Source organism: Microbacterium sp. Marseille-Q6965 (assembly GCF_946151065.1).
Classification (GTDB): Bacteria; Actinomycetota; Actinomycetes; order Actinomycetales; family Microbacteriaceae; genus Microbacterium.
In genome coordinates this window covers 147,012-169,803 of sequence record NZ_CAMGZA010000003.1, presented here as the reverse complement: position 1 = coordinate 169,803, position 22,792 = coordinate 147,012, and the positions used below count along the sequence as shown (strand labels likewise).

Genomic DNA, 22,792 nt, shown 5'->3' with positions numbered 1-22,792 from the left:
ACCGCGCCAGGGGGACCGCCGCGCGCGCCATAGGATTGACGACATGTCGAACGTCCTCCAGTCCCTGCCCGTCGGCGAGCGCGTCGGCATCGCCTTCTCGGGAGGGCTCGACACCTCCTGCGCCGTCGCCTGGATGAAGGACGCCGGCGCCATCCCCTACACCTACACGGGCGACCTCGGGCAGTACGACGAGGACGACATCGCGTCGATCCCCGAGCGCGCCCTGCAGTACGGGGCCGAGAAGTCGCGCCTCATCGACTGCAAGCCGCTCCTCGTGGAGGAGGGCCTGTCGGCGCTCGCATGCGGCGCGTTCCACATCCGCTCCGCCGGGCGCACCTACTTCAACACCACCCCGATCGGCCGCGCCGTCACCGGCACGCTGCTCGTGCGGGCGATGAAGGAGGACGGGGTCGACATCTGGGGCGACGGGTCGACCTACAAGGGCAACGACATCGAGCGCTTCTACCGCTACGGCCTGCTGGCCAACCCCCACCTGAGCATCTACAAGCCGTGGCTCGACGCCGCGTTCGTCACCCAGCTCGGCGGCCGCAAGGAGATGAGCGAATGGCTCGTCGCCCATGGCTACCCCTACCGCGACTCGGCGGAGAAGGCGTACTCGACGGACGCGAACATCTGGGGGGCGACGCACGAGGCCAAGACCCTCGAGCACCTCGACGTCTCGCTCGAGACCGTCGAGCCGATCATGGGGGTGCGGTTCTGGGATCCGTCGGTCGAGATCGAGACCGAGGACGTCACCGTCACGTTCGACGCGGGGCGCCCCGTGGCCATCAACGGCCGTGAGTTCGCCGACGCGGTCGCGCTCGTTCAGGAGGCCAACGCGATCGGTGGGCGCCACGGGCTGGGCATGAGCGACCAGATCGAGAACCGGATCATCGAGGCCAAGTCGCGGGGGATCTACGAAGCACCGGGCATGGCGCTGCTGTTCATCGCATACGAGCGCCTCGTCAACGCGATCCTGAACGAGGACACCCTCGCCACCTATCACGAGCAGGGGCGCCGCCTCGGCCGTCTCATGTACGAGGGTCGCTGGCTGGAGCCGCAGTCGCTCATGCTGCGGGAGTCGATCCAGAAGTGGGTCGGTTCCACGATCTCCGGCACGGTGGCGATCCGCCTGCGCCGCGGCGAGGACTACTCGATCCTCGACACGAGCGGCCCGGCCCTGTCGTACGCCGGCGAGAAGCTGTCGATGGAGCGCGTGGGCGATGCCGCCTTCGGCCCCACCGACCGGATCGGCCAGCTGACGATGCGCAACCTCGACATCGCCGACTCGCGCGCCCGCCTCGAGGGCTACGTGGCGCGCGGCATCATCGGTGGCGCCACCGGAGAGCTCATCGGCGAGCTCGAGCGGGGCGAGGCCGGTGCGATCGTCGAGCCCGCGGTGCCGCTGAGCGCCGAGGGCGAGCAGACGGCGTCGGCCATGGACGAGGTCGGCGAGGCCGCCGCCTTCGATTCCGGCACCGACTGAGAGCTCCTGTCGCCGCCATCCCTTCCGGATGTCGGGCGCGGATGCCATGATCCACGTGACCGGGCATCCGGCCCGGCCTCGACGACGAGGGGATCGGATCATGGCGTTCAAGGTGTCGCCCTACATGGGCTTCAGCGGCCGAGCGGCCGACGCGCTCGCGTACTACCAGGGCGTCTTCGGCGGCCGGCTCGACATCACGCACTACCGGGACATGCCGATGGAGGACATGCCGGGCAACCCGGACTGGGTGATGCACGGCCAGCTCGAGCTGGACAACGGCGTCACCCTCATGGCCGCCGACGGGCCGCAGACCCGCGAGAGCGGCAACGTGGAGATCTGCCTGTACGGCGACGACGCCACCGAGCTGGAGCGCTGCTTCGAGGCGCTGAGCGACGGCGGCCGCGTGGAGCTGCCGTTCGAGCCCGCGCCGTGGGGCAGCTACTTCGGGCAGGTCACCGACCAGTTCGGCATCAGCTGGATGCTCGAGGGCGGCAGCACCGGCGAGCAACCGGCGCAGTGACGCGGCCGGTCCGGGCTCGGCGGGCAGCGACGCCTCCCTTCATCATTGACGTGGGGAAGCATCCGAGCCGTTCCCCGATCGACCGAAGGAGTCGTCCGTGACGCACGCGCACCCCCTCCCCTCGCCCCTGCCGACGGACGCTCCTCGCGTCGTGGCGATCACGGGGGGCTCGCGCGGGATCGGTGCGGCCATCGCCCGCCGATTGTGCGCCGACGGATACGCCGTGGCGGTCGGGTATCGCTCCGACGCGGAGACGGCCACCACGCTGGTCGACGATCTGCGCGCACACGGGGCCGTTGCGGGAGCGTTCCAGGTCGACATCACCGATCCCGCCTCCCTTGAGCGGTTCCTCGATGGCGCCGAGGGGCTCGGTCCGCTCGTGGGCGTCGTGGCCAACGCGGGAGCGGTGAGCGCGGTGGGTCCGCTGGTGACGCTCGACCCCGACGCGATCCGCCGGGACATCGAGGTCAACGTCCTCGGTCCCGTGCTCACGGCGCGGGCGGCCGCCCCGCGGCTGTCTGCCACGCGCGGGTCCATGGTCCTCATCGGGTCGGCGGCCACGACGAGCGGCAGCCCCGGCACCTACGTCCACTACGCCGCGGCCAAGTCCGCCGTCGCCACCCTGACGACCGGCCTCGCCAGGGAGCTCGCGCCGGATTCCGTCCGCGTGAACTGCGTGGAGCCGGGCACCGTCTGGACCGACTTCCACGCCGACCCCGCGCGCCCCGCGAAGGTCGCCGAGTCGATTCCTCTCGGGCGAGCGGGCATGCCAGACGAGATCTCCGGCGCGGTCGCCTGGCTCCTCTCCGACGACGCCGCCTACGCCACCGGCGCCGTGCTGCGGGTCGCCGGCGGCCTCTGAACCGCCCGTCGAACCGCGATCTCGCCCCGCGCCGCGGGGGACCGCGCGGCGCCCGGTCGCGTGCGGCCGCGTGACGCGGCGTCGCCCCGCGGGAGGCGTCGCCGCGGCAGACTGGCAGGCATGGACCCCCTCGACGCGCTCACCGAGATCGCCTACCTGCTGGAGCGGGAGCGATCGTCGCGCTACAAGTCGAAGGCCTTCCGCACGGCCGCCGATGTCATCGCCGGGCTCACGCCCGATGAGCTCAACGACGCACCCGGGTTGCGCCGCCGCACCGGGATCGGCGAGAGCACCTTCCGCGTCATCCAGGAGGCCCTCGCCGGAGAGGTGCCGGCCTACCTCGTCGAGCTTCGGGCCCGCACCGGTGCCGCGGGGCGCAGCGCCCTGCGCGGCCTCCTGCGGGGCGACCTGCACTCTCACTCCGACTGGTCCGACGGACTCATGCCGATCGAGTCGATGGTGACCGCCGGCCGGCGCCTGGGGCACGAGTATCTCGCGCTCACCGACCACTCGCCGCGCCTGACCGTCGCGAACGGCCTTTCCGCCGAGCGCCTCGAACGGCAGCTCGATGTCGTCGCGACCCTCTCGGACGACGGGTTCACCCTGCTGAGCGGTATCGAGGTGGACATCCTGGTCGACGGCGCCCTCGACCAGGACGACACGCTGCTCGCGCGGCTCGATGTCGTCGTGGCGAGCGTGCACTCCCAGCTCCGGATGGACGCCGCGAGCATGACCCGGCGCATGCTGGCCGCCGTGCGAAGCCCGCACACCGACGTCCTCGGGCACTGCACCGGGCGCCTCGTCGAGGGCTCCCGCGGCACACGGCCGCCCTCGGAGTTCGACGCGGATGCCGTCTTCGAGGCCTGTGCGGAGCACGGCGTGGCCGTCGAGATCAACTCGCGCCCCGAGCGACAGGACCCGCCCGATGAGCTCATCGCGCGTGCGCTCGACAAGGGCTGTCTGTTCGCCATCGACAGCGACGCCCACGCGCCGGGGCAGCTGTCGCTGCTTGACTACGGCGCCGAGCGCGCCGAGCGCGCCGGTGTGCCCGCCGAGCGCATCATCACCACCTGGCCGCTGGATCGTCTGCGCGGCTGGCTCGACCGCGATCGCGGCTGAGCCCGCCGCGCTCGCTGCGCAACCGACTCACGCGAAGCTCGAGGCGACGCCGTTGCGGTGGTACTCGAAGATCAGGCTCGTCCGGGTCGCCGCCACGAAGGGCTGGGTGGAGAGGTTGTCGACGACGAACTGCCGCACCTCGCTCGAGTCGCCCACGGCGATGTGAACCATGAAGTCGTCGGTGCCGCCCAGGAAGAACAGCTGCACGACCTGCGGCAGCACCCGCACCTCGTCGGCGAAGGCGACGATGCTGTCATGCCGCGTGCCGCCGCGGAGCGTGACCCCGATGATCGCCTGCAGCCCGCGGCCGAGGCGACGATGGTCCACGCTGGCGTGGAACCCGGTGATCACCCCGCGCTCGACGAGGGATCGCGTGCGCGCGTGCGCGGTGGACGGGGCGATGTCGAGCGCCGCGGCGAGGTCGGCGTTGGTGATCCGGCCGTCCCGCTCCAGAATCTCCACGATCCGCTGGTCGGTCTCGTCCAGTTCGACCGTTCGCAGATTCTTCGGTCCTCCTGCCCCCTTCGCGTCGCTCATGCGGTCGAGCGTAGCCCCGCACGGCCAGTGGGCGCAGGATCTTCGGGCGTTACGCGAGGGAAACGAACGTCCTGCGATCCTCGACGCAACCGAACACCGTCTGACGAGGAGTTCCGATGCGCGTCGGCATCCCCACCGAGATCAAGAACAACGAGAACCGCGTCGCGATCACGCCGGCCGGCGTCGACGCTCTCGTGCGTCGCGGGCACGAGGTGCTCGTGCAGGCGGGAGCGGGCGCGGGCTCGCGCATCGCCGACGCCGACTTCGCCGCCGCGGGGGCCAGGATCGTGCCCCGAGCGGCCGACGTGTGGGGCGACGCGGAGCTGCTCGTGAAGGTGAAGGAACCGATCGCCGAGGAACACCCGCACCTGCGCGAGGACCTCACCCTCTTCGCCTACCTGCACCTGGCCGCCGACCGGCCGCTCACGGACGCGCTCGTCGCCGCCCGAACCACCGCCGTCGCGTACGAGACGGTGCAGCTGTCCGACCGGTCGCTGCCGCTGCTCACGCCCATGAGCGAGGTCGCGGGGCGCTTGTCGATCGCCGTCGGCTCGTACCACCTCATGCGCGCACACGGTGGTCGCGGCGCGCTGCTCGGCGGGGTCGCGGGCACCCGGCGCGGCAAGGTCGTGGTCATCGGCGGCGGCGTCGCGGGAGAGCACGCGGCGGCGAACGCCCTCGGGCTCGGGGCACAGGTGACGGTGCTCGACGTGAACCTGCCCCGCCTGCGCGAGCTCGAGCACCGCTACGGCAACGGCCTGCAGACCGCGGCGTCCACCCGCTACGCGATCGCCGAGGCACTGGCCGATGCCGACCTCGTCATCGGCTCCGTGCTGATCCCCGGGGCGGCCGCCCCCAAGCTCGTCACCGACGACATGGTCGCGGGCATGAAGGCCGGCGCCGTGCTCGTCGACATCGCGATCGACCAGGGCGGCTGCTTCGAGGGATCACACGCGACGACCCACGACGATCCGACGTTCGCGGTGCACGACACCCTCTACTACTGCGTCGCGAACATGCCGGGCGCCGTCCCGGAGACGTCCACGCGGGCGCTGACCAACGCGACCCTCCCGTACATCGTGGCGATCGCGGACCGCGGGTGGGACGCGGCCGCGGAGGCGGACGCCGCGCTGGCGAAGGGCTTGAACGTGCGGCGCGGACAGGTCACCAACGCGGGCGTCGCCAGCGCCTTCGGCTACGCCCTCGCGAGCTAGTCACCGCTCGTCGCGCTCCTGCGCCAGCTCGTCGACGAGAAGGCCGTCGGCGTCGTAGGTGCCGTTGCGGTATGCCTGGCGCCCCACCATGTGAGCCGAGAGCGGCGCGGTGGCCAGCTGGATGAGCACGACCGGCACGAGCATCGCGAGCACGGGCCACGAGCGCATCGTGAGGGCGATGGCGGTGGCGATGAGCAGCAGCCCCAGCACCTGCGGCTTCGTGGCGGCGTGGAGGCGCGAGGGCACGTCGCCCAGCCGCAGCAGCCCCACCGAGGCGATCAGGCACAGCAGCGCGCCGCCCAGCACGAGCAGCAGCGCGACGGTGTCGAGCACGGATTCGAGGGTCACTGGTCCCTCCTCGCCACGAAGCGGGCCACCGCCACGGTGCCGAAGACGCCCACCGCGGCGATGATGAGCATCAGCGGCAGGGTGTCGGCGTGCCGGTTGATGACCATCTCGGCGCCGATCAGACACATGACCTCGGTGAGCAGCACGTCGCTCGCAACCGCGCGGTCGAGGATGGAGGGACCCCGCACGAGCCGCACGAGCGCCACCGCCGCCGCCACCGCGAAGATCGCGGCGATCACCGCCACGAGCACGCCGGTCATTCCGCACCTCCCGCGTCCACCCGATCCGCGACCGGGCCGGCGCCCTCGCGCAGCGCCCTCAGCTGCGCGCGCGTGCCCACGGCCGCGACCGCACGCTCCTCCCAGTGCTGCACGCGCCGGCGCTGCGCGTCGACCGCCGCCAGGTCTTTCATCCCGATCGCGTGCAGGTAGAGCACCCGCCGCTCACGGTCCGCCTCGATCACGGTGGAACCGGGGATCAACGAGGACGCGACGGCGACGTGGGTCATGATGAGGTCGTCGTCGACCCGCAGCGGCACGCGGATGATCGCCGCACGCGTGGGGCCCGGCCGCAGCACCTCCCACGAGACGCTGAGCGCTCCGTGCACGAGCTCGACGACGAACGTCACCCCGAAGACGAGGCCGTACCAGAGGTTGACGCGACCCGACATCTGGGCGGCCGGCAGCCGAAACCACGTGGTGACGAAGATGGCCACGAGCACGCCGGTGACCAGCGCGAGCATGGTCAGCTGCCCCCACAGCAGCATCCAGAGCACGACCAGCCACAGGAAGAACGGCAGCTGGCGCCAGAACAGCTTGAGGCGCGACCGGGAGTCCCTCACGGCTGGGCCTCCGCATCGTCGAGCTCCACGAGCGAGATGGGTTGCAGGAGCGACTGCCCGATCCGGTCGCACACGGCGTACAGCGGGCCGGCGAACACGGTCAGGCCGACGGAGAGCACGACCATGCCGGCGGTCGCGGTCGTCATGATGCGCGGGATGACGCGGCGCTCGCTCTGCTGCTGCGCCTCGGGAGAGCCGCCCAGGTAGGCGATACGGGCCTCGGTCTCGCTCGAGTCCTCCTGCTCCCGCCAGAACGACAGGTTCCACGCCCGCATGAGCGCGTAGAGCGTGAGCAGCGACGTGACGATGCCGCCCACGATCAGCACGTACATCAGGGGCGTGCCCTGCTCGGCGGCCGCGTCGAAGAGCGCGTACTTGCCCAGGAAGCCCGAGAACGGCGGCAGCCCGCCGAGGTTCAGCGCGGGCACGAAATAGAGCACGGCGATCAGCGGCGCCGCGGCCATGAGGCCCTTCACCTTGAGGATCGACGTCGATCCGGCGCGCCGCTCGATGAGACCGACGGCCAGGAACAGCGTCGTCTGCACCACGATGTGGTGGACCATGTAGTAAATGGTCGCGCCGACGGCCGCCTCGGTGGCGATCGCGAGGCCGAACACCATGTAACCCACGTGACTCACGAGCGTGAACGACAGGATGCGCTTCAGCTCCGCTTGCGCGACCGCGCCGAGGATGCCGACGATCATCGTCGCCAGCGCGACGATCAGCAGCAGCATGTTGATGTCGCTGTCGTTGAACAGCTGCGTCTCGGTGCGGATCAGCGCGTACACGCCGACCTTCGTCAGCAGGCCCGCGAACACGGCGGTGACGGGAGCCGGCGCCGTGGGGTACGAGTCGGGCAGCCAGAACGACAGCGGGAACACGGCGGCCTTGATCGCGAACGCGAGCACGAGGAGCAGGTGCAGCAGGAGCTGGACGTCATCGGGCAGGTCGGTCATCCGCTCGGCAATGTGCGCCATGTTCACCGTGCCGAGCGCTCCGTAGATCATCGCGATCGCGGAGAGGAACAGGATGCTCGAGACGAGCGAGACGACGATGTAGACCGTGCCGGTGCGGATGCGCGACTCGGTGCTGCCGAGCGTGATGAGCACGTACGAGGCGACGAGCAGGATCTCGAAGCCCACGTAGAGGTTGAAGAGGTCCCCCGCGATGAAGGCGTCGAAGATCCCCGCCGCCAGGATGAGGTAGGAGGGGTGGAAGATCGACACCGGCGTCTCCTCGTCCCCATCGGCGGCGCCCTGGCCGACCGAGAACAGGAGCACGGCGAGCAGCACGACGCTCGACACGGCCACGAGCAGGGCGGCCAGGCGATCGACGTAGAGCACGATGCCGAACGGCAGATCCCACCCGGCCACGCTGACGGCGAGCGGGTTGCCCGCGTCGACGACCAGCAGCAGCACGACGGCGATGACGAAAGTGAGCGTCAGGGTCGCGATCGACACCCCCACCTGCCAGCGGCGGTGGTGTCCCAGCACGAGGGTGACCGCGGCGCCGAGCAGGGGCAGCGCCACGAGCATCGGCACGAGAAGGCTCCAGTTCATCGCTCCCCCTTCCCGTCGTCGTCCCGTTCATTCCTGCGATATGCGCGTGTCGGCCTGTCCACGGGCGCATCCTCGGAGATCGCCGCGAAGTCCGCGGAGCGGAGCACGCGTAGCGGCACCGGCGCGCCATCGACGAACTCGGTGGTCGCCTCGTCCTCCGTGGCCGCGTCCTCGGCTTCGTCCTCCATCGCGTCCTCCGTGCCGGTGGCCGCCTCCCGCAACGCGAGATCCTCTGCGTCGTCCACCACGGTGTCGGCCTGCCCGAGCTGCCAGGAGCGGTAGATGAGGGCGAGCAGGAACGCGCTCACCGCGAAGGTGATCACGATCGCGGTGAGCGCAAGGGCCTGCGGCAGCGGATCGCTCTGCGGTTCGTCACCCCCGTAGAACGGCGCGTTCCCGGGGAAGCCCATCACGATCAGCAGCAGCAGGTTCGTCGCGTTGCCGAGCAGGAGGAAGCCGATGAGCACCCGCGTCAGGCTGCGCTCCAGCATGGCGTACACCCCGGCCGCATAGAGCACGGCCATCACGAGCACGAGCGTGAGCGAGACGTTCATCCGGCGGCCCTCGTTCCGCCCGTGGGCTCGTGGGCCGACTCCTTGAGCTGCTTGTCCACCTCGGCGCCCAGGCTGCGCAGCACGTCGAGCACCAGCCCGATCACCACGAGGTACACGCCCACGTCGAAGATCGTCGAGCTGACGAACTCGATGTGGCCCACGACGGGCAGGTCGGCCTCCCACACCGCGCGGGTGAGCGGATCGAGCCCGAACAGCATGGGGGCCACCGCCGTGCCCACGGCGAGGATCATGCCCACGCCCAGCAGCTGGCCGGCGTCGCCCGGTGCGGCCGCGCCCAGCTCCCAGCGACCTCCCGCCACGTAGCGCATGACGAGCGCCATCCCCGCGACGAGACCGCCCGCGAAGCCGCCGCCCGGCAGGTTGTGGCCGGCGAAGAGCAGGTAGATCGAGACGACGATGATCGTGTGGAAGAGGATGCGGACGACGACCTCGAGGACGATCGAGCGCGATTCCGCCTGCAGCTTCTGCCCGCCCACGAGCCACGCCCGCGGGCTGTCGCGGTTCTCCGACGTCTGCGGACGCAGCCCCTCGTCCGTCTCGACGAGCGGACGCCGCGCCGCCTTGTTCGCCGCGATCCGGCTGCGCAGCGGCAGCCGCCGGCTCAGCCGCGCGAGGGTGTTGTCGGTGCGGTGCGTGACGAACACGAGCGAGGCGACGCCGGTGGCGGCGAGCACGAGCACCGACAGCTCGCCCATCGTGTCCCAGCCGCGCAGGTCGACCAGCGCGACGTTGACCACGTTCTTGCCGTGCCCGATCTCGTACGCCATCTCGGTCCACGACGCCGACACGGGCTCATGCACGCGCGCGCCCGTCGCGATGACGACGAGCAGCGCCATCGTGATGCCGACGGCGCCGCCGATGAGGGCACGCACGAGGGGCATGGAGCTACCGCTGTGGGCGCCCAGCCGGGAGGGCAGCCGCCGCAGCACGAGCGCGAAGGCCACGAGCGTCACGGCCTCAACGAGCACCTGGGTGATCGCGAGGTCGGGCGCCCCCATGCTCGCGAAGAGCGCCACCATCCCGAGGCCGGTCACCGAGACGAGCACGACGCCGGTGTAGCGCTTGCGGGCCATGACGGCGACGAAGCCCGCGAGGATCATGATGGGCGCGGCCGCCAGCTGCACCGGGTGCTGCCAGGCATCGAGCGCCACGCGCCATTCGCGGCCTGCGAGCAGCACCGTGCCCTCGGCCGCGATGAGCACGAGGAAGACCGTCCCCACGTAGATCGGGAGCGAGCCCCGCTGCGTGACGCGCGTGACCACCACCGAGAGGCGGTCCACGCCGCGCACGGCGAAGAAGTACAGGTCCGTCGCGGTGAAGGGCAGCACGCGCCCCGACGCGTCCCAGCCCGTCGCACGTGACGCCCAGAACGCCAACGCGCCGACGACGAGGGTGCCCACCGAGACGAACAGCGCCGGCTGCAGGCCGTGCCACAGCACGAGGTGGCCGTGGGCTTCGCCGGGTGCGGTGTCGGCGTAGGGCGCAAGCAGCGCCTCGATCCACGGGCCGACGAGCCCGCCCACCAGCGCGAGGGCTGCCAGCGTGATGGGGGCGGCGAGGAAGCCGATCGGCGGGTCCGGCCACTCCGTGACCGCGTGCGGCCGCCCGTCGCGGTCACGCTTCGTCCCGAACGCGCCCCACAGGAAGCGGATGCCGTAGGCGACGGTGAGCACCGAACCCAGCGACACGCCGATCAACGCGACCCAACCCCACACGCCCCCGGCGAGGGCATCGTCGATGAGCGCGCCCAGCGCGGCCTCCTTGGCCACGAATCCCAGGGTGGGAGCCACGCCCGCCATCGAAGCGACGGCCACGAGCGAGACGACCGCCATCGTGGGCGCCTGCCGCGCGAGCCCGCTCAGCTCGCCGACATCGCGGGTGGACAGCTGCCGATCGATGACGCCGACGACGAGGAACAGCGTCGACTTGAACAGCGCGTGCGCCAGCACGAGCGCAGCGCCGGCCAGGGCGGTGTCGCGCGTGCCGAAGCCCACCACGACGGCGATGAACCCGAGCTGGCTGACCGTTCCGAACGCGAGGATGCGCTTGAGGTCGTTCTCGCGCAGGGCCTGGAGGCCGCCGAGCAGCATCGTGAACAGGCCGAGGGAGATGACGATGGGTCGCCACAGGGCCGTCTCGGCGAAGAACGGGGCGAACAGGGCCAGCAGATACACGCCGGCCTTCACCATCGCCGCCGCGTGCAGGTAGGCGCTCACCGGCGTGGGGGCCGCCATCGCTCCCGGCAGCCAGAAGTGGAACGGGAAGATCGCCGACTTGCTGAGCGCCCCGACGAGCACGAGCACGAGGGCGGCGTTCACCATGCCGCCGGCAGGCGGGTCCGCCAGGAGGGCCGAGATGCTCGTCGTCTCGCTGACGGCCACGAGCATCACGACGCCCACGAGCATCACGAGACCGCCGAGCGTCGTGACGAGCAGCGCCTGCAGGGCGGCGCGGCGGCTGGCGGCACGCAGATGGTTGTGCCCGATGAGCAGGTACGACAGGACGCTCGTGGCCTCCCAGAACATCACGAGCAGCACGAGGTCGTCGGTGAGCACGAGGCCGTACATCGCGCCCGCGAAGGCGAGCAGCACGCCCGCGAAGCGGCCGATGCCGTCGCCCGCGCCGCGGAAATAGACGACGCAGTAGACCATGACGAGCGCCCCGACCCCGGTGACGATGAGGGCCATGAGCGCACCCAGCGCGTCCATGCGCATCGACAGGCGGATGTCGAGCGCCTCGATCCACGCCCACGACTCGGCGATCGCCCCGCCGCCGGCAACGAGCGGTACCTGCAGCGCGGTGTGCACGAAGGCCGCCAGGGGGAAGGCGGCGGCCACGAGGAAGACCCGCGGACCGAGCGGGCGGGCGAGCATCGCCGTGAGGACGGATCCCACCGCGAACGCGAGCAGCAGAGCGAACATGGGCGGCTCCTCTCGCTCGGCCGAGCAGGGGTCGTCGTGACTTTTGTCTATCCTACCCGGGCACCGGGATGACGGCGTGGCGCGATCCATGCCGTCCCTGGAATGTCATGCCAGTGCACGAATAAGGGAGAGGTGCTCCGCGAGCTCGTCGCCCGCCGTGATGCCCCGCACCACCACCTCGTGCACGATGCCGTCGTATGCCCGCAGGCGCGGCGGGATGTCCGCCGGCCGCTCGGCGAGGATCGCCGCGTCCACCGGCGCGTAGCCGTAGCGCGCGAAGTTCGCCGCGTATGTGGGGATCTCTCCGTAGCGCTCCGCCTCCTCCCGCAGGCGGGCGTGTCCCGCCGGCAGGCCGGTGCGCACGTAGAGGGCGAGCTGCGTTCGACCGTCGGGGTCGTCGGCGTCGCGGTCGGCGCGCGCGTCGCGGGCCGCGTCCGGCGTGAGCCAGTTCAGCAGCACGCCGTCGGCCTCGGTCACCCCCAGCCGGCGCATGCGCGGGCCGAGCGCGCCGATCACCACCGGCATGCCGAGGTCGGCCCGCAACCGCGCCGCCGCCTCCCCCGCCGTCGTCAGGGGGCTCGGCTTCGCGCTCGCGCCGATCCCGATCGTCGTCCGGTCCCCCGGCAGGCCCAGCTCCCGCACGCGGGCGGCGAGCTCACGGGCAGGGTAGAGGTCCACAGGGATCACGCCCGAGGCCACGCGCAGCGATGTCGTCTCCGCCGCGGCGGCCGCCATGGCGGCCAGCGCGTCGCCGCGTCGGCCGGGCTGATTCACCCACAGGGTCGACACGCCGACCCGCTCGAGTTCCGGCGCGATCGCCCGCACCACGTCCAGTCCCAACGACCCCGTGATCCCGTATCCGATGCGCATGCACTCAACCTAACGGCGGGGAGGCCGGCGCGGCCCGGCCGACGGTAGGCTCGTCCGGTGCGTCTCGTCATCGCCCAGTGCTCCGTCGATTACACCGGCCGGCTCAACGCGCACCTGCCGATGGCGAAGCGCGTGCTCATGCACAAGGGCGACGGCAGTCTGCTCATCCACTCGGACGGCGGCTCGTACAAGCCCCTGAACTGGATGAGCCCGCCGTGCCGCCTCGACGTGCTGGCGCCGGACGAGGAGCTCGCCGAGGCGGGGGTCATCGAGGTGTGGAAGGTGACGCACCAGAAGACCGGCGACGCCCTCACGGTGCGCATCCACGAGATCCTCAGCGACTCCACCCACGACCTCGGCGTCGACCCGGGGCTCATCAAGGACGGCGTCGAGTCGGATCTGCAGCGGCTGCTGGCCGAGCAGGTGGATCGGATCGTGGAGGGCGCGACGCTCGTGCGCCGCGAGTACCCCACGGCCATCGGACCCGTCGACCTTCTCGTGCGCGACGCGCAGGGCGTTCCGATCGCCGTCGAGGTCAAGCGGCGCGGTGACATCGACGGCGTCGAGCAGCTCACCCGTTACCTCGAGCTGCTCGGACGCGACCCGCTCCTCACGGGCATCCGCGGCGTGTTCGCGGCGCAGGAGATCAAGCCGCAGGCGCGCGTGCTCGCGGAGGATCGCGGCATCAGCTGTCTCGTGCTGGACTACGAGGACATGAAGGGCATCGAGTCGGGCGTGCCCCGACTGTTCTGACGTCCGCGCCCCGCCTCCCGCCCCGGCGCGGGTCGGCCAAGGGAGGCGGATAGGCTCGAGACATGTCGTCCTCCCCCTGGTCCTGCGTCCTCTGGGATGTCGACGGCACCGTCGCCGACGCGTCCGCCGGCATCCTGCCCCGCATCACCACGGTGCTGACCGAGCTCGGGCGCACGCCTCCCGCGGCCGACGAGCTGCGGCATTGGATCGGCCCTCCCATGCTCGAGTCGTTCGAGGTGCGCGGCCTGCTCTCCCCCGAGGAGGCCGTCGAGGCGGTGCGGATGTATCGCGAGCTGGCGGCGCGCGACGGCTACGCCGCGTCGGTGCGCCTGTACGACGGCGTCGCCGACCTCATCCGTGCACTGCACGAGGCGGGCGTGCCGCAGGCGACCGCGAGCACGAAGCCCGAGAACCAGGTGAAGGCGATCCTCGAGCACTACGGCCTCACCTCGTGCTTCACGACCATCGTGGGGGCTCGCTCCGAGGCGACGGTGCTCGACACCAAGGCCGACGTGATGCGCCGCGCGCTGGATCGCCTCACGGAGGCGGGCGTGGACGTCTCGCGACCCGTGCTGGTCGGCGACCGCCACCACGACGTGGAGGGCGGCGCCGCGCTCGGCGTGCCCGTCGTGTTCGCGCTGTGGGGCTTCAGCAGCCCGGGCGAGGAGGACGGCGCGACCGCCGTGGTCGACGATGCCGGGCAGCTGCGCGAGCTGCTGCTGACGGCCTGAGCCCTCAGCCCGCCACCGCGGCCCCGCCGCGCACCAGGCGCGCGACGACGAGTGCCGCGGCCGGCGCCAGCAGCACGAGCGCCGCGGCGTTCACGGCGTGGAAGCCGCCGAGCGCGAGGATCGGTCCCGCGAGGGCCGCGGCGGCGGCGCCGGCGTAGTTCATTCCCGCGTCGGTGACGCCCTGCAGGGGCACCCGCACCCGGCGATCCGGCGTCGACGCGAGGAGCGTGGACGCCGAGATCACGCACCACGACCAGCCCACGCCGAGCACCGTCAGCGCCACCGGCGTCCACGCGCCCCCGGCCGTCGCAGCGACGAGCCCCAGGGCGATCGCGAGCGCCAGCACGGCCACGCCGCCCGCCGCGCTCCGCACCGCTCCGTAGCGGTCGGAGAGCCACCCGAACACGGGGCTCAGCGCGTACATGCCGAGCACGTGCAGGCTGATGACGATGCCGACCACCGTGAGCGAGTCGCCGTGATGCTGCATGTGCACCGGTGTCATCACCATGACCATCACCATGACGGCGTGGGCGCACGCGGTCAGCACGACCGCCATGCGGGCGGTGGGGTCGCCGAACGCCCACCGCAACGCGGCGAGCGCGCCGACGTGCGGCGCGGCATCCGCATCGCCCTGGTCGGGCCGCGCGGCCCGCTCGCCCCCGTACAGCAGCCCGATGATGAGCCCCGCGATGGCGACCGCCGCGATGGAGAAGGTGTACGGCCCGGCCAGCTGCGGCAGCCCGAGCGCGAACCCGAATTCGTTCGCGACATTGGTGAGGTTCGGGCCGAGCACGGAGCCCACCGTCGTCGACCAGATCACGAGCGACATCACACGCCCGCGGGCGGCGGGATCCGCGTTGTCGCTCGCGGCATAGCGGGACTGCAGGTTCACGGCCTGCGCGACGCCGAACATCGCCAGTCCCAGCAGCAGCACGAGGAACTGCTGCAGCAGCGTCGCGGCGATGATGACGAGGCCGCCGACGAGGGCGATCGCATAGCCGGTCGTGAGGGCGGATCGGCGCCCGCCTCGCGCCGCGAGCGCGGCCAGCGGGATGGCGGCGACGGCCGCTCCGAGCACGCTCGTGGCCTGCGCGAAGCCGGCGAAGGCGGTGCCACCCAGCCGCTCGGCCAGCAGGCCGCCGACGGCGACGCTCGACGCGACGCCCACGCCGCCGAGCAGGTTCGACGCGATGAGCACGCCGATGCGACGGCGGGCCAGGGCCGTGCCGGCGGGGGCGGCACCGGTAGCGGTCATGCGTTCGGACCGTGGCTGTGCGGCATCACGAAGGAACCTCCGTGGAACATGGCGCCGCCGGCGCGCAACGCGGCGGCGACGTGAACGGTTTCGGCGAGTTCGGCCTGTGTCGCCCCGGCGCGAACGGCCTGCCGGGTGTGTGCCCGCAGGCAGCCCTGACATTGGGTGGTCAGCGCGACGGCCACGGCGAGAAGCTCCTTGGTCTTGCGGTCGAGCGCGGTGCCGTCTCGGAAAACGGCGGCGTTGAACTCCGCGAACGCCGCGCTCATGGACGGAGCCGCGTCGGCGAGCAGAGCGGAGCCGTCCGGCGCGGGAGCGGGACGCGTCATGAGATCGCTCCGGTCAGCGTCGGCGTCTTCGCCTCGGGCACGGGGGCACCGGGGAAGTGGCATTCGACCTCGCTTTCGCCCACCGTCACCCGCGGGGGCGCAACCTCGGCACAGACGTCCTGCGCGATCGGGCAGCGGGTGCGGAACCGGCATCCGGAGGGGAGATTCATCGCCGACGGCGGCTCCCCCTTCAGCAGAATCCGTTCACGTGTGACCGAGGGATCGGGCACCGGTGAGGCCGCGAGCAGCGCACGCGTGTACGGATGCTGCGGATCGGCGAAGATCTGCTCGGTGGGCCCCACCTCGACGAGCCTACCGAGGTACATCACGCCGACACGCTGCGCGATGTGACGCACGATCGGTAGACCGTGGGCGATGAAGAGGTATGACAGCCCCAGCCGCTCGCGCAGGTCGACCATGAGATTTGTGATCTGCGCCTGCACGGATACGTCGAGCGCCGAAACCGCCTCATCGGCGAGGATGAGCGACGGGTTGAGCGCGATCGCCCGAGCGATGCCGACGCGCTGCCGCTGACCGCCGGACATGGCGCGCGGTCGCGCCGTGCGGCGCGAGGGGTTGAGGCCCACCTGTTCGAGCAGCTCGGTGACGCGTGCCTCGAGCGCCTTGCCGCGAAGCCCCTCGAACACCCTGAGCGGCTCCGCGATGATGTCGCCGACCGACATCCTCGGGTTGAGTGAGCCGAGAGGGTCCTGGAAGACCACCTGCATCCTCCGGCGGCGTTCACGCAGCTGCGCCTTCGACAGGGCCGTGAGTTCCTCGCCCTCGAACTCGACGGTTCCGGCCGTCACGGAAAGGAGGCCGACAGCAAGGCGCCCCAACGTGGACTTGCCGGAACCCGATTCACCGACGAGGGCGAAGGTCTCCCCGTAGCCGATCTCAAGCGTCGCGCCATCAACCGCACGCAGCGTTGACCGCGGTGCCAGCGCGCCTCGGCCGTTGCGCACGCTGAACTCCTTGGTGACCTGGGTCAGCCGCAGGATCGGTCCCTTCGGGGCGGTCATCGCGCGACTCCTTCCTCGACGAGCGGATGCCAGCACGCCGCCCGGCGACCATCGATCTCTCCGGCCACCGGCCTCGTTGAGACACAGGTTTCCGTGGCGCGGGGGCAGCGGGGGTGGAAGGCGCAGCCCGTCGGCAGAGCCGACGGATCCGGCACAGAGCCACGGATGGCCGGGAGGCGGGCAGGCCGCTCCCCCGCCATCGGAGGGATGGAGCCGAGCAGGGCCGCGGTGTAGGGGTGAGCCGGGCGCGCGAAGATGTCACGCGGGGCGGCATCCTCGACGACCTGGCCCGCGTACATCACGATGACCCTGTCGGCGAGGTCTGCCGCGACGCCCATGTCGTGGGTGACGAGCAGCACCGCCATGCCCTCCTCTCGCCTGAGGCGGTCGATGAGGTCGAGGATCTGCGCCTGCACGGTGACGTCGAGAGCCGTCGTCGGCTCGTCGGCGATGAGCAAGCGCGGTCGGCCCAGCAGGGCCATCGCGATCATCACCCGTTGGCACATGCCCCCGGAAAGCTGATGCGGGTAGCTGTGGAGCACGCGTTGCCCGTCATGGATACCGACCTCGCGCAGCGCTGAGAGCAGGCGCTCGCGCTCGGCCTTGCGCCCCACCCGCTCGCGACGCCGCAGAGCCTCGCGCAACTGGAACTCCACGGTGTACACGGGATCGAGTGAGCTGAGCGGCTCCTGGAACACCATCGTGAGGTCGCGCCCCCGCAGACGGCGCACGCGGTCGGGCGCCAAGGCGACCAGGTCTTCGTTCCCGAGCAGGATGCGCCCCGTCACCTCCATGTTCGGGTCGAGACCGGTCAGGCCCATGATCGTTCGCGCCGTCACCGACTTACCGGAGCCCGATTCGCCCACGAGACAGACGATTTCGCCCTCGCGGACCTCGAAGCTCGTCTCACGGACGAGCGACACGGATCCGTGCTGCTTGTGGACGGTCACCTCCAGGTCTTCGATGCGCAGCAAGGGCTCTGCACTGGCGGTGCGGCGCTGCGGCTGGGTCATTGACAACACTTCACTCGACATCGAACCTGTCCCTCAGCCAGTCGCCCGCGAGGCTGACGGCGATGACCGTCAGCGTCAGGACGATTCCCGGAAATGTCGTGATCCACCATGCCGACGAGAGGTACGGCTGCCCGAGAGCGAGCAGCTGGCCCCAATCGGGGATCTCGGAGCGCACGCCCAGGCCGAGGAAGCTCAGCGAGGCCGCCGCGACGATTGATGTGCCGACGGTGACGGTCGCCATGACCACCGAAGGCGCGAGTGCGTTGGGCAGCATGTGCCGCCACAGAATCCGCCAGGGAGAGAACCCCACGGAGTTCGCGGCCTCGATGTACAGGCGAGAGCGCACCGTCATGGCTTGCCCGCGCATCACGCGGGCGAACCCCGGCACGGCCGAGATGCCAACGGCGATGATGAGGTTCGTCGTCGAGGCACCGAGGCCCGCGGCGATGATCATCGCGAGCAGCACACCGGGGAAGCACATCAGCATGTCGATGAATCGGCCGATCACCATGTCGACCCACCCGCCCGCGTATCCGGCGATCAGGCCCAGCAGCGTTCCGGTCGCGAAGCCGAGCGCGGTGGCGCTGAGGCCGATGACAACGGCCATTCGTGCCCCGTACGCGAGCAGCGTCACGATGTCGCGACCGTAGTGGTCGCTGCCGAGCAGAAAGCCGTCGGCTCCGGGAGGGCGCAGCGCCATGGCGGGATTGAGAGCGGACGGGTCTCCGGACGAGAACAACGCCGGTGCGACGGCGGCCACGAGGACGACCGCCAGCCACAGCAGAGCCGCGGAAAGGACGGCGAGGTCCGGCCCGAGCTTGCGCCGCCTGCGGGTGGACGTCACCGGGAGCGTGAGCGGATCGGCGAGAGTCGCGGTCGCCATCACACCACCTCCGCGGGCTCTCGCTCGGCGGCGTGTGCCTCAAGCATGCGCCGGAACAGCTCGGGAAGGGCGTCGTCGTCGAGCGGTTCGAACGCGGGCACGGGATCGGGCGCGAAGTCCCTTCCTCGAGCGACGATGAGGCGCAGATCGTGCAGCACGGAGATGTTCTCGCGCGGATCGCCGGCGACCGCGAGGAGATCGGCCGACAACCCGGGAGCGATGCTGCCGGCGATGTGGTCGATGCCGAGCACCCGCGCCGAGACCGAGGTCGCCGACAGGAGGACGTCGCGCGGTGACATTCCGGCCATGAGCATCGCCTCGAGTGCGTGCACGAACGCCCAGTGGGGATTGTTGTCGATGCCCGAGTCCGTCGAGGCGATGATCGTCGCCCCCGCGCGATACAGATCGCCGAGGGCGAACCGGCGCCACGGCATCAGCCGCATGACGTCCTTCATACGCGCGGAACAGGTCGGTGAGACGGCGGTGTGGGAGGCGGCGATCGCGTTCCCGAGCGCCTCGTCGTAGCCGTCCGAGCCGTCGTGCGTCTGGAACGAGCAGTGTTCGATCGTGTCGACTCCGGCGGCGAGCGCGCGGCGGATGCCCTCGACCCCGTGGGCGTGAGCCGCGACGGTCTTCCCCAGCCGGTGCGCCTCCTCGACCGCGATGGCCAGTTCGTCCACGGGAAACTGCGCGTGCCACGGCGCCGAACCGGGCGTCATGTTGCCGCCCGTCGACATCACCTTGAAGCAGTCGACACCGCCCTTATGGAGGCGGCGGACCATGCGGCGCATCTCATCGGGGGAGTCCACCTCCCCATTCATGAACCAGCAGTGTCCGCCGGTGACCGTGATGGCCGGGCCCGCGACGAGCATGCGAGGCCCCTCGGCGGTCCCATCCAGGATGGCGTCGCGCACGTCGACGCCCAGCAGGTCGCGCGAGCCGAGATCTCGGGCGGTCGTGACGCCGCAGCTGAGCAGCTCCCGCGCGCTGCGCAGCATGGTGGCCACCTGCCGGGCGTCGTTCTCGGAGATCATGCGTGCCACGGGGTTCGGCCCGCCGTCGAATCCCAGGTGCACGTGCGCGTCGATGAGACCGGGCAGCAGCGTGAGTTCGCCCAGGTCGAGCGCCTCAACGCCGTCGTACTCTCGGGGGATCTCCGACTCCGGCCCGACCCAGGCGATGCGATCGTCGTCCACAACGACCGCGCCGCGCTCCAGCGTCTCCAGATCCGGCCCGGCGAGGACCGTTGCAGCCGTGATGATGCGCATTCGGGCTCCTTACGCTTTCCCGACGACGGCACGCACGCGCGGATCGATGTACGCGTACGAGATGTCGACGATGAGGTTGATGATCACGTAGAGGCAGGCGATGACGAGCACGATCCCCTGCACCATCGGGTAGTCCTGGCCATTGATCGCCTGGACGAGGCTCTGGCCGATCCCCTGGCGGGAGAAGACCGTCTCGACGATCACCGCGCCGGCCAGCAGCGCGCCGAGCTGAAGACCCACGACGGTCACCGTGGGGATGACCGCGTTGCGCAGCACGTGGGTGCCGACGACCACCCGCCGCCGCAGGCCCTTGGCGTAGAGCGCGGTGACATAGTTCTCGCCGAGCACCTCGATGACGCTGTTGCGCACCACGCGCGTGACGGTTCCCGCCGCCGACAGACCGAGCGTGATCGCGGGCAGCACGAGCTGCCCGAGCGTGCCGGAGCCGGTTGCGGGGAACCACCCGAGCCCGAAGGCGAACACCATGATGAGGAGCAGGCCGAGCCAGAAGGACGGCATCGAGGTGTTGATCAGACTGAGCACGCGGATCAGCGCGTCGGCCGCCCCGCCGCGGCGGATCGCGGCGAGCACGCCCAGCAGGATCCCGACGATCGCCGACACCGCCGCGGCCGAGAGCGCCAGCTGCAGCGTGTGAGGAAGCTGCTGCGCGATCGTCGCGGACACCGGCTGCCGAGTGGCGTAGGACGTCCCGAAGTCGAGCGTGAGGGCGTCGGTGAAGAACATCAGGAACTGCTCCAGCAGCGGCCGGTCCAGGCCGAACTGCTGACGCAGGTTCGCGATCGTCTCGGGCGTCGCGTCCGCGCCGCCGAGGATCACGGCGATCGGGTCACCGGGCAGCAGGCGGAGGGTGATGAAGATGATCACCATGACGCCGAGCAGCGTCGGGATCGCGGCACCGATCCGTGACAGCAGAACAGAGGGCACGGCAGCCTCCGATCACTGAGCCAGGTAGGCGTCGAAGAAGATCGGGTATCCCTCGGGGTCGAACCGCAACCCCTCGAGCCCGTTCAGCGCCAGCGTGTACGTGGGGACATACACGGCCACGGAGCGCGCGTTCTCCACGACATCCGCCTGCAGCTGCTCGACGATTCCCATGCGCTCATCGCCGGTGGCGGACTGACTGCGCGCGGCGAGTTCGGTGACCTCGGGAACATCCGTGTGACTCATGTTGAAGCCCGTCTGTCCGGGGACCGGGATGAACCGCGGGTCGTACATCTGGTAGAGCACGTTCGGGTCGACGGCAACGAGCGAGAGCCCCGCGATGTCGTACTCCCCGGACTGAACGGCCGTCTGTCCCTCCGCCGTCGCGAGGAACTCGACGTTCACGTCGAACCCGACCGCCTCGAGGTTCGCCTCGAAGAGCGTCGCGAGATCCTGACGCTTCTCGCGGTTGGGCGTGTACTCCACGTACTCGAGCGTGAGCGGCTGACCGTCCTTCGCGCGGACCCCGTCGGGGCCGAGCTCCCAACCCGCCTCCTCGAGCAGCTCACCCGCGAGCTCCGGGTCGAACTCGAAGGACCCCTCGACCGAGTCGTCGTAGCCGATCGTCGTCGGCGAGAGCGGGCCCCACGCACGCTCGTACGTGCCCAGATAGAGCGACTCCACCGCGGAGTCGATGTCGAGTGCCGCGCGAGCCGCCTCACGGACGAGAGGATCGGCGAAGACCCGATCCGCGTTGAGATGCAGCTGATAGGGGGCGCCGGACTGCTGTTGAGCGATGAACTGCATCGACGCGTCGCCCTCGATCGCGGCGACCTCGGTCTCCGGCACGTTCCCGATGCCCTGCACCTGCCCCGAGCGCACCGAACCGATGCGGACGGTGGCGTCAGCGATGATCTGGAAGGTGAGGGTGTCGAGATACGCCGGTCCGTCGTGCTCCGCGTTGCCGGGTGCCCATGCATAGTCGTCGTTCCGTGTCAGAACGACACGGTCCTGGGGCGTGTAGGACTCGAACGTGAAGGGGCCCGAGCCGACCGGGTTGATGAGGTAGTCAGCCGGGTCGGCAGCGGCCGCGGCCGTCGGTGAGTTCATCCCGAGGAATGGCGACGTCAGGTTGTTCAGGAACGCCGTGAACGGTGCGGAGAGCCGTACGGTGGCCGAGAACTCGCCGGTGACCTCGCACGACTCGTACGGCCCGACCAGCCCGATCGCGTAGATCGATCCCGCGGCGGGATCGACGATGCGATCCAGGTTGAAGCACAGCGCCTCGGCGTTCCACGGGGTGTCGTCCCAGAACGTGACGTCGTCACGAAGCGTGAACTCGTAGCTCAGGCCGTCCTCGCTCACGGACCACTCGGTCGCGAGCCAGGGCTGCAGCTGGCCCGACTCATCGAGATAGAGGAGCGAGTCGAACATCTGCCGCAGCACGCGCGCATCCTGTGCGGCGGGCGTCACGTTCGGGTCGAATCCGAAGAAGTTGCTGTCGACGGCGAAGACGGCGTCTCCGCCGGACGTCGGCTGATCGCCGGACGTCGCGCCCCCTCCGTTCTCGTCGCCGGTCGCGGCGGCGCAACCCGCCAGGACGATCAGCGACGCGAGTGCAAGCGCGGGAGCGGTGAAACGACGTGGTGCCATGGGGACCTCCGAGAGATGGAGAAGTTCATGCAGGGGCGTTCTACTTGGCGGTGACACTAGCCACGCGCCGTTGAGCGCTGCAATACGTGGT

At 70.7% G+C, this 22,792-nt stretch carries 23 protein-coding genes; 7 read left to right on the top strand and 16 right to left on the bottom strand.

What is annotated here, in order from left to right:
• Positions 1-43: 43 nt before the first annotated feature.
• The 4 genes from argG (at position 44) to N8N77_RS09800 (ending at position 3,987) form a co-directional block, all read left to right on the top strand.
• The gene (argG, locus tag N8N77_RS09815; protein ID WP_261166608.1) at positions 44-1,486 is read left to right on the top strand and encodes an argininosuccinate synthase; all 1,443 of its coding nucleotides are present in this window, start codon (positions 44-46) and stop codon (positions 1,484-1,486) included.
• Between the two features lie 100 nt (positions 1,487-1,586).
• Positions 1,587-2,006 carry a VOC family protein gene (locus N8N77_RS09810; protein ID WP_261166607.1) on the top strand — a complete coding sequence of 140 codons (420 nt, stop codon included), beginning with the start codon at positions 1,587-1,589 and terminating at the stop codon, positions 2,004-2,006.
• 97 nt (positions 2,007-2,103) lie between these two features.
• Positions 2,104-2,868: an SDR family NAD(P)-dependent oxidoreductase gene (locus tag N8N77_RS09805; protein WP_261166605.1), complete on the top strand. Its 765-nt coding sequence runs from the start codon at positions 2,104-2,106 to the stop codon at positions 2,866-2,868.
• A gap of 120 nt (positions 2,869-2,988) precedes the next feature.
• Complete coding sequence (locus N8N77_RS09800; protein ID WP_261166604.1) at positions 2,989-3,987, top strand: PHP domain-containing protein; 999 nt, start codon at positions 2,989-2,991, stop codon at positions 3,985-3,987.
• A 27-nt stretch (positions 3,988-4,014) separates the two neighbouring features.
• Here N8N77_RS09800 and N8N77_RS09795 read toward each other — a convergent pair whose 3' ends face one another.
• Complete coding sequence (locus tag N8N77_RS09795; protein ID WP_261166603.1) at positions 4,015-4,524, bottom strand: Lrp/AsnC family transcriptional regulator; 510 nt, start codon at positions 4,522-4,524, stop codon at positions 4,015-4,017.
• 116 nt (positions 4,525-4,640) lie between these two features.
• Here N8N77_RS09795 and ald point away from each other — a divergent pair, with 116 nt between their 5' ends.
• On the top strand, positions 4,641-5,738 hold the full coding sequence (ald, locus tag N8N77_RS09790; RefSeq protein WP_261166602.1) for an alanine dehydrogenase: 1,098 nt from the start codon (positions 4,641-4,643) through the stop codon (positions 5,736-5,738).
• Here the strand turns inward: ald and mnhG are convergent, their stop codons facing one another.
• From mnhG to N8N77_RS09755, 7 genes are all read right to left on the bottom strand, one after another.
• Entirely contained in the window at positions 5,739-6,086 is a 348-nt protein-coding gene (gene mnhG, locus N8N77_RS09785; protein ID WP_261166600.1) for a monovalent cation/H(+) antiporter subunit G, read from the bottom strand.
• On the bottom strand, positions 6,083-6,346 hold the full coding sequence (locus tag N8N77_RS09780) for an MrpF/PhaF family protein (RefSeq protein WP_261166598.1): 264 nt from the start codon (positions 6,344-6,346) through the stop codon (positions 6,083-6,085). The genes mnhG and N8N77_RS09780 overlap by 4 nt, the downstream gene beginning before the upstream one ends.
• Positions 6,343-6,927, bottom strand: a complete 585-nt coding sequence (locus N8N77_RS09775; protein WP_261166596.1) for a Na+/H+ antiporter subunit E — start codon at positions 6,925-6,927, stop codon at positions 6,343-6,345. Before N8N77_RS09775 ends, N8N77_RS09780 begins: the two co-directional genes overlap by 4 nt.
• Positions 6,924-8,486: a Na+/H+ antiporter subunit D gene (locus N8N77_RS09770; RefSeq protein ID WP_261166595.1), complete on the bottom strand. Its 1,563-nt coding sequence runs from the start codon at positions 8,484-8,486 to the stop codon at positions 6,924-6,926. Before N8N77_RS09770 ends, N8N77_RS09775 begins: the two co-directional genes overlap by 4 nt.
• Complete coding sequence (locus tag N8N77_RS09765; protein WP_261166594.1) at positions 8,483-9,040, bottom strand: Na(+)/H(+) antiporter subunit C; 558 nt, start codon at positions 9,038-9,040, stop codon at positions 8,483-8,485. Before N8N77_RS09765 ends, N8N77_RS09770 begins: the two co-directional genes overlap by 4 nt.
• Entirely contained in the window at positions 9,037-11,982 is a 2,946-nt protein-coding gene (locus N8N77_RS09760; protein ID WP_261166592.1) for a Na+/H+ antiporter subunit A, read from the bottom strand. The genes N8N77_RS09765 and N8N77_RS09760 overlap by 4 nt, the downstream gene beginning before the upstream one ends.
• A 105-nt stretch (positions 11,983-12,087) precedes the next feature.
• A complete protein-coding gene (locus tag N8N77_RS09755; protein WP_261166590.1) occupies positions 12,088-12,852 on the bottom strand; it encodes an LLM class flavin-dependent oxidoreductase in 765 nt (254 codons plus the stop codon).
• Positions 12,853-12,909: 57 nt separating this feature from the next.
• Here N8N77_RS09755 and nucS point away from each other — a divergent pair, with 57 nt between their 5' ends.
• Both nucS and N8N77_RS09745 read left to right on the top strand, forming a co-directional pair.
• A complete protein-coding gene (nucS, locus tag N8N77_RS09750; protein WP_261166588.1) occupies positions 12,910-13,605 on the top strand; it encodes an endonuclease NucS in 696 nt (231 codons plus the stop codon).
• Positions 13,606-13,667: 62 nt separating this feature from the next.
• Positions 13,668-14,336, top strand: coding sequence for an HAD hydrolase-like protein (locus N8N77_RS09745; protein ID WP_261166586.1), 669 nt, complete (start codon positions 13,668-13,670; stop codon positions 14,334-14,336).
• Positions 14,337-14,340: 4 nt separating this feature from the next.
• On the opposite strand, the gene N8N77_RS09740 is transcribed toward N8N77_RS09745, so the two are convergent.
• Genes N8N77_RS09740 through N8N77_RS09705 form a run of 8 tightly spaced genes read right to left on the bottom strand, consistent with a single transcriptional unit; the run spans position 14,341 to position 22,701 of the window.
• The gene (locus tag N8N77_RS09740; protein ID WP_261166584.1) at positions 14,341-15,591 is read right to left on the bottom strand and encodes an MFS transporter; all 1,251 of its coding nucleotides are present in this window, start codon (positions 15,589-15,591) and stop codon (positions 14,341-14,343) included.
• Positions 15,588-15,860: a carboxymuconolactone decarboxylase family protein gene (locus N8N77_RS09735; protein WP_261166583.1), complete on the bottom strand. Its 273-nt coding sequence runs from the start codon at positions 15,858-15,860 to the stop codon at positions 15,588-15,590. Before N8N77_RS09735 ends, N8N77_RS09740 begins: the two co-directional genes overlap by 4 nt.
• 56 nt (positions 15,861-15,916) lie before the next feature.
• The gene (locus tag N8N77_RS09730) at positions 15,917-16,942 is read right to left on the bottom strand and encodes an ABC transporter ATP-binding protein (protein WP_261166581.1); all 1,026 of its coding nucleotides are present in this window, start codon (positions 16,940-16,942) and stop codon (positions 15,917-15,919) included.
• Positions 16,939-17,955, bottom strand: coding sequence for an ABC transporter ATP-binding protein (locus N8N77_RS09725; RefSeq protein ID WP_261166579.1), 1,017 nt, complete (start codon positions 17,953-17,955; stop codon positions 16,939-16,941). The genes N8N77_RS09730 and N8N77_RS09725 overlap by 4 nt, the downstream gene beginning before the upstream one ends.
• Positions 17,956-17,965: 10 nt before the next feature.
• The gene (locus N8N77_RS09720) at positions 17,966-18,838 is read right to left on the bottom strand and encodes an ABC transporter permease (RefSeq protein WP_261166578.1); all 873 of its coding nucleotides are present in this window, start codon (positions 18,836-18,838) and stop codon (positions 17,966-17,968) included.
• The gene (locus N8N77_RS09715; protein ID WP_261166577.1) at positions 18,838-20,106 is read right to left on the bottom strand and encodes an amidohydrolase family protein; all 1,269 of its coding nucleotides are present in this window, start codon (positions 20,104-20,106) and stop codon (positions 18,838-18,840) included. The genes N8N77_RS09720 and N8N77_RS09715 overlap by 1 nt, the downstream gene beginning before the upstream one ends.
• Positions 20,107-20,115: 9 nt before the next feature.
• Positions 20,116-21,051: an ABC transporter permease gene (locus tag N8N77_RS09710; RefSeq protein ID WP_261166575.1), complete on the bottom strand. Its 936-nt coding sequence runs from the start codon at positions 21,049-21,051 to the stop codon at positions 20,116-20,118.
• A gap of 12 nt (positions 21,052-21,063) precedes the next feature.
• Complete coding sequence (locus N8N77_RS09705) at positions 21,064-22,701, bottom strand: ABC transporter substrate-binding protein (protein ID WP_261166574.1); 1,638 nt, start codon at positions 22,699-22,701, stop codon at positions 21,064-21,066.
• Positions 22,702-22,792 lie beyond the last annotated feature (91 nt).

Coding starts and splice junctions, on each gene's coding strand:
- argG (WP_261166608.1), top strand. CDS start 44: ATGTCGAACGTCCTCCAGTCCCTGCCCGTCGGCGAGCGCGTCGGCATC.
- N8N77_RS09810 (WP_261166607.1), top strand. CDS start 1,587: ATGGCGTTCAAGGTGTCGCCCTACATGGGCTTCAGCGGCCGAGCGGCC.
- N8N77_RS09800 (WP_261166604.1), top strand. CDS start 2,989: ATGGACCCCCTCGACGCGCTCACCGAGATCGCCTACCTGCTGGAGCGG.
- N8N77_RS09795 (WP_261166603.1), bottom strand. CDS start 4,524: ATGAGCGACGCGAAGGGGGCAGGAGGACCGAAGAATCTGCGAACGGTC.
- ald (WP_261166602.1), top strand. CDS start 4,641: ATGCGCGTCGGCATCCCCACCGAGATCAAGAACAACGAGAACCGCGTC.
- N8N77_RS09780 (WP_261166598.1), bottom strand. CDS start 6,346: ATGACCGGCGTGCTCGTGGCGGTGATCGCCGCGATCTTCGCGGTGGCG.
- N8N77_RS09770 (WP_261166595.1), bottom strand. CDS start 8,486: ATGAACTGGAGCCTTCTCGTGCCGATGCTCGTGGCGCTGCCCCTGCTC.
- N8N77_RS09765 (WP_261166594.1), bottom strand. CDS start 9,040: ATGAACGTCTCGCTCACGCTCGTGCTCGTGATGGCCGTGCTCTATGCG.
- N8N77_RS09760 (WP_261166592.1), bottom strand. CDS start 11,982: ATGTTCGCTCTGCTGCTCGCGTTCGCGGTGGGATCCGTCCTCACGGCG.
- N8N77_RS09755 (WP_261166590.1), bottom strand. CDS start 12,852: ATGCGCATCGGATACGGGATCACGGGGTCGTTGGGACTGGACGTGGTG.
- N8N77_RS09745 (WP_261166586.1), top strand. CDS start 13,668: ATGTCGTCCTCCCCCTGGTCCTGCGTCCTCTGGGATGTCGACGGCACC.
- N8N77_RS09740 (WP_261166584.1), bottom strand. CDS start 15,591: ATGACCGCTACCGGTGCCGCCCCCGCCGGCACGGCCCTGGCCCGCCGT.
- N8N77_RS09735 (WP_261166583.1), bottom strand. CDS start 15,860: ATGAGCGCGGCGTTCGCGGAGTTCAACGCCGCCGTTTTCCGAGACGGC.
- N8N77_RS09730 (WP_261166581.1), bottom strand. CDS start 16,942: ATGACCGCCCCGAAGGGACCGATCCTGCGGCTGACCCAGGTCACCAAG.
- N8N77_RS09725 (WP_261166579.1), bottom strand. CDS start 17,955: ATGACCCAGCCGCAGCGCCGCACCGCCAGTGCAGAGCCCTTGCTGCGC.
- N8N77_RS09720 (WP_261166578.1), bottom strand. CDS start 18,838: ATGGCGACCGCGACTCTCGCCGATCCGCTCACGCTCCCGGTGACGTCC.
- N8N77_RS09715 (WP_261166577.1), bottom strand. CDS start 20,106: ATGCGCATCATCACGGCTGCAACGGTCCTCGCCGGGCCGGATCTGGAG.
- N8N77_RS09705 (WP_261166574.1), bottom strand. CDS start 22,701: ATGGCACCACGTCGTTTCACCGCTCCCGCGCTTGCACTCGCGTCGCTG.